9 protein-coding genes are annotated in these 7,583 nt (G+C 55.5%); 6 read left to right on the top strand and 3 right to left on the bottom strand.

Annotation, left to right across the window (positions count from 1 at the left end; all coding sequences use genetic code 11):
• The first annotated feature begins 23 nt into the window (after window positions 1-23).
• Window positions 24-722, top strand: coding sequence for a hypothetical protein (locus tag CKW23_RS20520; protein ID WP_051427748.1), 699 nt, complete (start codon window positions 24-26; stop codon window positions 720-722).
• Window positions 723-945: 223 nt separating this feature from the next.
• The gene (locus CKW23_RS20515) at window positions 946-1,644 is read left to right on the top strand and encodes a hypothetical protein (RefSeq protein ID WP_051427747.1); all 699 of its coding nucleotides are present in this window, start codon (window positions 946-948) and stop codon (window positions 1,642-1,644) included.
• Between the two features lie 33 nt (window positions 1,645-1,677).
• On the opposite strand, the gene CKW23_RS20510 is transcribed toward CKW23_RS20515, so the two are convergent.
• Window positions 1,678-3,231, bottom strand: coding sequence for an AmpG family muropeptide MFS transporter (locus CKW23_RS20510; protein WP_095068217.1), 1,554 nt, complete (start codon window positions 3,229-3,231; stop codon window positions 1,678-1,680).
• Window positions 3,232-3,285: 54 nt separating this feature from the next.
• On the bottom strand, window positions 3,286-3,642 hold the full coding sequence (locus CKW23_RS20505) for an MGMT family protein (RefSeq protein WP_095068216.1): 357 nt from the start codon (window positions 3,640-3,642) through the stop codon (window positions 3,286-3,288).
• Between the two features lie 132 nt (window positions 3,643-3,774).
• Here CKW23_RS20505 and CKW23_RS20500 point away from each other — a divergent pair, with 132 nt between their 5' ends.
• On the top strand, window positions 3,775-4,782 hold the full coding sequence (locus CKW23_RS20500) for a DUF481 domain-containing protein (RefSeq protein ID WP_095068215.1): 1,008 nt from the start codon (window positions 3,775-3,777) through the stop codon (window positions 4,780-4,782).
• Between the two features lie 57 nt (window positions 4,783-4,839).
• On the opposite strand, the gene CKW23_RS20495 is transcribed toward CKW23_RS20500, so the two are convergent.
• On the bottom strand, window positions 4,840-5,598 hold the full coding sequence (locus CKW23_RS20495) for an SDR family oxidoreductase (RefSeq protein WP_095068214.1): 759 nt from the start codon (window positions 5,596-5,598) through the stop codon (window positions 4,840-4,842).
• 125 nt (window positions 5,599-5,723) lie between these two features.
• On the opposite strand from CKW23_RS20495, the gene CKW23_RS20490 reads away from it, so the two are divergent.
• The 3 genes from CKW23_RS20490 (at window position 5,724) to CKW23_RS20475 (ending at window position 7,563) form a co-directional block, all read left to right on the top strand.
• Complete coding sequence (locus CKW23_RS20490; RefSeq protein WP_095068213.1) at window positions 5,724-6,455, top strand: HugZ family protein; 732 nt, start codon at window positions 5,724-5,726, stop codon at window positions 6,453-6,455.
• Window positions 6,456-6,522: 67 nt separating this feature from the next.
• The gene (locus CKW23_RS20485; protein ID WP_095068212.1) at window positions 6,523-7,014 is read left to right on the top strand and encodes an FxsA family protein; all 492 of its coding nucleotides are present in this window, start codon (window positions 6,523-6,525) and stop codon (window positions 7,012-7,014) included.
• A gap of 255 nt (window positions 7,015-7,269) precedes the next feature.
• Complete coding sequence (locus tag CKW23_RS20475; RefSeq protein ID WP_004881479.1) at window positions 7,270-7,563, top strand: co-chaperone GroES; 294 nt, start codon at window positions 7,270-7,272, stop codon at window positions 7,561-7,563.
• Window positions 7,564-7,583 lie beyond the last annotated feature (20 nt).

The raw sequence follows: 7,583 nt of genomic DNA, 5'->3' as shown, positions 1-7,583 counted from the left end.
CTCTTCTGGAATAAGAGATTATTATGAATAACATAGCAGCCTGCAGTACAGCGCAGAACAAAATTTTCAGCAGCGATTCGACTGTAATGGCGTGGAGTATAAAAACAATTGATTGCCCTCCAAAGGAATTAATTAAATTTCAGCTTATCATTATAGGCTCAAGCCTTGCGCTTTTTCTTTATTGCCTATGGATGATGTGGGATACGCTCCCTGAGGATGTGGAGTTACTTATAGGGTTCGGTTGTGCGGCAGTGGTGTCCGCGACTTATATGATTATGCTTGTCGCCAGAAAAAAGACCATATTCAATTACCATATAGATATCCAGGCAGGCTCTGTCGAGTACTACGACTACTATCCAAATTTTGCAGGTCCCTTCTTCAAGGGCATCGCCATCTTTACCATCCTGCTATTTCTCGGTGTTGCCCTTGTCACAGGCTCTCTGCTATTTCTGCTTGGCCCAGCCGCCATTTCACTTGGGGCAGCACGCTCTTTACTGAACTGGGAGAATAAAATCAATAATGAACAAAGCTTGCCCTGGAACGAGTACAACTTTGTCACGGTGGATCGCAAACGCTCCATGATCATCACTCACCGAACTGATATCACGGTGGGGTTTGAATTTCGCTTTCCCAACAAAGAGTTATTCGAGCAATTCCTGCAGTTCCTGCACTCGGTCCTGCCACCCACGGCCGAGTTCATGGAGAAAGACTGGGAGTGGTAAAAGCCCGGTGCTTGATGCAATGAGCTACTTGCAGGAGGCAGCTTGCTGGCGAAAAAGGCCTGAAAACTGACAGATATTCTGTGTCTGTACGCTGAAGTCGCCAGGCTGCCTCCCACACATTGAGTTATGACCTTAACTGTTCGGCATCAGCCTTACAGGGCGCGCTCGTTCACTTCGCGCTGTTTACAGGTCATGAAGCGCTCTTCTGGAATAAGAGATTATTATGAATAACATAGCAGCCTGCAGTACAGCGCAGAACAAAATTTTCAGCAGCGATTCGACTGTAATGGCGTGGAGTATAAAAACAATTGATTGCCCTCCAAAGGAATTAATTAAATTTCAGCTTATCATTATAGGCTCAAGCCTTGCGCTTTTTCTTTATTGCCTATGGATGATGTGGGATACGCTCCCTGAGGATGTGGAGTTACTTATAGGGTTCGGTTGTGCGGCAGTGGTGTCCGCGACTTATATGATTATGCTTGTCGCCAGAAAAAAGACCATATTCAATTACCATATAGATATCCAGGCAGGCTCTGTCGAGTACTACGACTACTATCCAAATTTTGCAGGTCCCTTCTTCAAGGGCATCGCCATCTTTACCATCCTGCTATTTCTCGGTGTCGCCCTTGTCACAGGCTCTCTGCTATTTCTGCTTGGCCCAGCCGCCATTTCACTCGGGGCAGCACGCTCTTTGCTGAATTGGAAGAACCCGATCCATCATCGGGAAACTCGTCCATGGGATACCCACAACTTCGTCACGATTGATCGAAAGCGCTCCATCATCGTTATTCATTGCACCGACATCACTACAGGGTTTGTCGCCCGCTTCCCCAACAAGGACCTGTTCGAGCAGTACCTGCAACTCCTGCACTCGGTCCTGCCACCCACGGCCGAGTTCATGGAGAAAGACTGGGAGTGGTAAAAAGCCCGGTGCTTGATGCACCGGGCATTTTGATTAATGCGCTTTGTCAGCCACGGTCTTGTCGGGCTCATCCTGTTTGTCTGCGGTACGAATTTCCTTGCTCCACTGCAAAATGATCATCAGCAAGGTCGGCACGCCCAGCAGCGCGGTAATGAGGAAGAAGTTGTGGTAGCCGAATTTCTCCACCATGACCCCTGAATAACCGCCGATCAAGCGTGGCAACAGCAGCATGATCGAGCTGAGCAGGGCGTATTGGGTGGCAGAGAACTTGAGGTTGGTCAGGCTCGACAGATAGGCGACGAAGGCGGATGTGGCCAGCCCGGAACTCAGGTTATCCAGGGAAATGGTCAGCACCAGCATCTTCAGGTTCGGGCCCATGTCGGCCAGGAGCAGGAACAGGATATTGGTCGCCGCTGAGCTCAGACCGCCGATGAACAGGATCGGCATGATGCCGAAGCGCACGATCAGCAGACCGCCGACGCCCGCGCCCAGCAGGGTCATGATCAGACCGAAGATCTTGCTGACGCTGGCAATCTGGTCCTTGGTAAAGCCCTGATCGATGTAGAACACGTTGGCCATGACGCCCATTACCGTGTCGGACATGCGATAGGTCGCGATCAGGCCCAGCAGGATAAAGGCCTGCCAGCGGTAGCGCATGATGAAGTCGTTGACGGGGGTCAGCACGGGCGCGAGGCCGCGTCGTCCCATGGAGGACAGGCAGGCGATGGTGAGCAGGATATAAAGGATGGAACGCAGGAAGGCCCGGTCTTCCATCAGCAGGTCCATCCAGCTGCTGCCCTCGAACAATACGCTGGCGAAGTCGGTGTTGTAGAGCTGGGTGAACATGGCCGGCACGGAAACCAGCAGCACGATCAGCACGAATACCGATGCCAGTTGATGCACAAAACCGTAGCGCGCTGCTGACAACTGGGTGCGCAGCGGCACTGGCGGTTCACGCATGATGAAGGTGGTCACCAGAGCGGGCAGCATGAGCAGGCCGAACAGCACATAGGTCCCGGTCCAGGCCGAGTGCTTGTAAGAGAATCCCGTCGAGCCGAAACCTTCGGCGAAATACAGTGCGCCGGCAGTGGAGAGCAGCGCCGCGACCCGGTAGCCGGACATGTAGCTGGCGGCCAGGGCTGCCTGCTGGGTGTCCTGGGCAATTTCCAGGCGATAGGCATCGATGGCGATATCCTGGGTCGCGGAAGCAAAGGCCACCACCACGGCAATGGCGATCAACCAGGAAAGATGCTGCTGCGGGTCACAAAAGCCCATGCCGATCAGGCCCAGCATCACCAGCGCCTGTGAAAGGACCAGCCATGAGCGTCTGCGGCCCAGTTTCCCGAGCAGAGGCAGGCGCCATTGGTCGAGTAATGGCGACCAGACCCATTTGAAGGCGTAGGCCAGACCGATGAGGCTGGCATAACCGATGGTTTCGCGGGCGACACCGGCTTCGCGCAACCAGACCGACAGCGTTGAGAAGACCAGCATGTAAGGCATGCCCGCTGCGAAACCAAGCAACAGCAATACTAATGTCGAGGGGCTGGCATAGGCGGCGAGCGCGGCGCGCCAGGTTTTACGGGGCATGGGCTGGAAACTGCCTCAGGTTGCGAAAACAAAGGGCGCACTCTAACCGCTGTGCTACGTGGGACGCCAGCCATGGCGCTGCATATCGACCCGATTGTTACGGATGGTAAGGCCTTCTGCGCGCAAGCGGGCACGCTGTTCGTCACCTGAAATGCTGCCCAGTGGCAGGCTGAGCCTGCCGCCAGCCCCCAATACCCGATGCCAGGGCAGTGAAGTGCCTTGGGGCAACTGGCTCAAAGTGCGTCCGACCCAACGTGCAGCTTTTCCCAGCCCGGCCAGTTCGGCCAATTGCCCATAACTGACGACCTTGCCTTCCGGTACCTGCTCAAGTGTGAGATAGAGCGCCGTACGGCGGGCCTCTGCGGGAGAAAGCCCGGCAGGATCTTCATGTTCTGGGGCGGCAGGGATCACGTTTTTATTCCTGTTTAAAAGCTTTGGCACGGGAACTACGGAAATATCTTACTGTCATTGATACCTGACGTCGTCCTGCTGGCCTGCAGGATAATGCCCGATTCTCCGCTTAACAGAGCCTAGTAGTCGCTTATGTTGTCCAGAACCCTGTTGTGCCTCGCAATAACCACGATTTCCACTCCACTGCTTGCCGATACCGTCTGGTTGAAGAACGGTGACCGGTTGAGCGGCACGATCAAAGTTTTCGATGGCGGTAAGCTGCTCATCGAGACGCCTTATGGCGGTTCCGTGCCTCTGGACTGGAAGCAGGTCAAGACCCTTGAAAGCGATCAGCCATTGCTGATCAAGCAGGATCAGTACACAGGCGAAGTCGCCAAGTCGTTGAAGGCTGGCGATGACGGCAAGGTCGTGCTGGTCAACGGTGAAGCGCCGAAAACCGTGGAACTGGCCAGTATCCAGCAAATCATCAAGCCCAAGCCGGTCATCACCGACCTGGTCTGGAAGGGCAATATCGATGCCGCCCTGGATTTCCAGCGAGCCGAGAACGATACCAACGACTACAACGTGGCCTTCAAGACCTCGGCACGCCATGGTCAGTGGCGGCATAACGCCAAGGGCGACTACAATCGCGAGACGACTGACGAGGCGGTCAGCACCGATAACTGGAGCGCTGAATACTCCCTGGACCGCTTCCTGACCGAAAAGCTGTTCTGGGATGCGCGTATCACCTACAAGCGTGACAAGATCGAAGACCTCTCCCGTCAGCGCACCGTCGGTACCGGTCCCGGTTATCAGTTCTGGGATGACGAACTGGGTGCATTCAAGGTGGGCGCGCTGCTCAACCGCACCGACTTCGAGTTCGCCAACGGTGACAAGGAGAACTTCTATGCGGTCGCCGGCACCTGGGACTACAACCGCTATCTGGTCGGCAAGAAGTTCGAGTTCTTCACTAACGGTGAAGTGGGCAAGCCTCTGAGCGGGGTGGCCGACTACTCGATGGATGTCGAAGCGGGGCTGCGTTACAAGGTCACGGACTGGGCATCCCTCAACCTCAAGGCCGAGAGAAACATCATCAGCGGTTCGGATAATGGCGACGTCGACAAGACTCGCTACACCGCTGGCTTCGGTGTGAGCTGGTAAAAAACGGCACGTTCCCCACGGCATCTCGCAATCGTAGCGATGCCGTGGGGGCTCAACCTAGATCCTCATTGCCCCATCAAGCTCCAGAATCCTGCCGCTGTAGTAATCGTTCTCCAGAATATAAGCCGCCGAATGCGCGATTTCGGCTGGCGTGCCCATGCGCTTGAGCGGGATGGCCGACGTCATCTTTTCCAGGGCTTCGGGTTTCATGCTGCCGGTCATTTCGGTTTCGATAAAGCCTGGTGCAATGCCTGCGACCCGGATGCCATAACGCGCCAGCTCCTTGGCCCAGGTCACGGTTGCCGCAGCCACCCCGGCCTTGGCGGCCGAATAGTTGGTCTGCCCGATGTTGCCGGCGCGGGATATCGATGAAATGTTGATGATCGCGCCCTGGCTCTTCTGCTCTACCATTTTTGCCGCCACTTCCCGAGTGCAGAGGAAGACGCCGGTCAGGTTGACGTCAATGACGGCCTGCCATTGCGCGAGGCTCAGCTTGGTGATTTCACCGTCCTTGACCTTGAGCAACAAACCGTCGCGCAGGATTCCGGCATTATTGATCAGGCCATGAATCGGGCCGAAGTCCTCGGCTATCCGGGCAACCGTATCCGTCACCTGTTCTTCATTGGCGACGTTGGCCAGATAGGCGCGGGCTTCCACTCCCAGTGCCTTGCAGGCTGTGACGGTCTGGTCGAGTTTTTCCTGGTTAAGGTCCACCAGCGCCAGGTTGACGCCCTTGGTTGCCAGATACTCGGCCATTGCACGGCCCAGCCCCTGACCGCCACCCGTAATAATAATTAACTTGTTTTTCAATTCCATGTGCGTGCCCAATCTCTAAGCCAATGCCGTGGCATCATTCATCATGGATGCCATTCACAACACTTTATAAGCTGTTTCAGCGCGTTCGTCTTTATTCTGACGAAAACGTTATAAGGAGTCTCAGGATGAGCGCGAAAGCCTCTAAAAATGCCCGGGAGTTGTTGCTCAAAGAGTACCGCTCTGTGTTGTCCACACATTCCAAGTCCATGCCGGGCTTTCCGTTCGGCTCGGCGGTGCCTTACTGCCTGGATGAGCAGGGCAGGCCGCTGATTCTGATAAGCCGTATTGCCCAGCACACCCACAACCTGACTCAGGACCCGAAGTGTTCCTTGCTGGTGGGCGAGCGCGAAGCCGATGATGTTCAGGCAGTGGGGCGTATCACGGTGCTGGCCGAGGCCCGCAAGCTGACCGATTCACAAGCCATTGAAGCGGCTGCCCTGCGTTATTACCGCTATTTCCCCGAGTCGCAGAGCTACCACACGGCTCATGATTTCGATTTCTGGGTACTGACTCCGGTGCGCTATCGCTACATTGGCGGCTTTGGCGCCATCCACTGGCTTGATGACGTTGCCCTGGCCAACCCGTTCGCCGGGGAGGTCGAAACCCGCATGGTCGAGCACATGAATGACGACCACGCCAATGCCATCGCCCATTACGTGGCGCTGTCCGGTCTGCCGCAGACCGAGCCTGCACAAATGGTCGGTCTCGACACTGAGGGCATGCATCTACGGATCGGGCGCGGCATCCACTGGCTGGCATTTGGCGAGCCCTGCAATACGCCGACACAAGTGCGCGAAGCCTTGGTTCATTTGGCTCGCGTGCAAAAATGGCCGTCATCTGAAGAGCAAAAAGCTTGAATTAACGATCTTCTGACATCACATACGGTCTACTTGGAAGGCATTCTTCCGTAGAGGAACTGATTTGATGCGTGTTTTTTTGCTGCTCTTTCTGCTTTTCCCGGTGCTGGAGCTGTTTATTCTGGTACGAGTCGGCATGTCCATCGGCTTCCTTTGGACCTTCCTGCTGGTGCTCGGCACTTCGGTGCTCGGGTTGTTCGTGATGCGCGTGGCAGGGTTTGCCACAGCGTTGCGTGCCCGTGAAAGCCTGGCCCGTGGCGAGCTTCCTGCCCAGCAGATGCTTGAAGGCCTGATGATCGCCGTAGGTGGCGGTCTGCTTCTGCTGCCAGGCTTCATCAGTGACATTCTGGGTGTCATCTGCCTGTTGCCGTTCACTCGCCGCATGCTGGCCGACAAGTTGCGCCAGCGTGCCGAGAATCAGGCCATGCGTCAGCGAGCATTCGCCGAGGACATGCATCAGGCCAGCCAGGGTCCGGCAAACAGCCGTCCCGGCGCGATTCATCAGACGGCTCGTGAGCCCGATGTCATCGAAGGCGAATTCGAGCATCGCGACAAGTAACCGTCGCAAGCTGTCTGCACGGCACCTTCGGGTGCCGTGTTCGTTTTCAAGTGCCTGTTATACGAAAAAAAATCCTGGGCGAGACTTGTAATCACCTTGCTCGCCCTTATGTATGGGTCACCGCAAGGTTTCTGGCCTTTATGCCAGACCGTATTCTGCGGTTCGCTCGTCGAACCGTGACCGGCAAGACCGGATTTTTTAAACCCCGCCGGTGTATTCACCGAGCGCTCTAAAACCATAATCAGGAGATCGACAATGAAGCTTCGTCCTCTGCATGACCGCGTCGTAATCCGTCGCAGCGAAGAAGAAACGAAAACTGCCGGCGGTATCGTGCTGCCAGGTTCGGCTGCTGAAAAGCCTAACCGTGGCGAGATCGTCGCTGTAGGTACCGGCCGTGTGCTGGATAACGGTGAAGTACGTGCGCTGGCCGTGAAAGTGGGTGACAAAGTAGTGTTTGGCCCTTACTCCGGTAGCAACACTGTGAAAGTAGACGGCGAAGACCTGCTGGTGATGAGCGAGAACGAAATTCTCGCTGTCATCGAAGGCTGAGAACCCCGCTGATTTCCGTC

Source organism: Pseudomonas sp. Irchel 3A18 (assembly GCF_900187465.1).
GTDB lineage: Bacteria > Pseudomonadota > Gammaproteobacteria > Pseudomonadales > Pseudomonadaceae > Aquipseudomonas > Aquipseudomonas cichorii.
Note: the sequence above shows the minus strand (reverse complement) of the source record. Positions and strands in the feature narration are given on the sequence as shown.

Bases quoted from the DNA above. Each gene is read 5' to 3' on its own strand.
- CKW23_RS20500 (WP_095068215.1), top strand. From the start codon at position 3,775: ATGTTGTCCAGAACCCTGTTGTGCCTCGCAATAACCACGATTTCCACT.
- CKW23_RS20495 (WP_095068214.1), bottom strand. From the start codon at position 5,598: ATGGAATTGAAAAACAAGTTAATTATTATTACGGGTGGCGGTCAGGGG.
- CKW23_RS20490 (WP_095068213.1), top strand. From the start codon at position 5,724: ATGAGCGCGAAAGCCTCTAAAAATGCCCGGGAGTTGTTGCTCAAAGAG.
- CKW23_RS20475 (WP_004881479.1), top strand. From the start codon at position 7,270: ATGAAGCTTCGTCCTCTGCATGACCGCGTCGTAATCCGTCGCAGCGAA.
- CKW23_RS20515 (WP_051427747.1), top strand. From the start codon at position 946: ATGAATAACATAGCAGCCTGCAGTACAGCGCAGAACAAAATTTTCAGC.
- CKW23_RS20520 (WP_051427748.1), top strand. From the start codon at position 24: ATGAATAACATAGCAGCCTGCAGTACAGCGCAGAACAAAATTTTCAGC.
- CKW23_RS20485 (WP_095068212.1), top strand. From the start codon at position 6,523: ATGCGTGTTTTTTTGCTGCTCTTTCTGCTTTTCCCGGTGCTGGAGCTG.
- CKW23_RS20510 (WP_095068217.1), bottom strand. From the start codon at position 3,231: ATGCCCCGTAAAACCTGGCGCGCCGCGCTCGCCGCCTATGCCAGCCCC.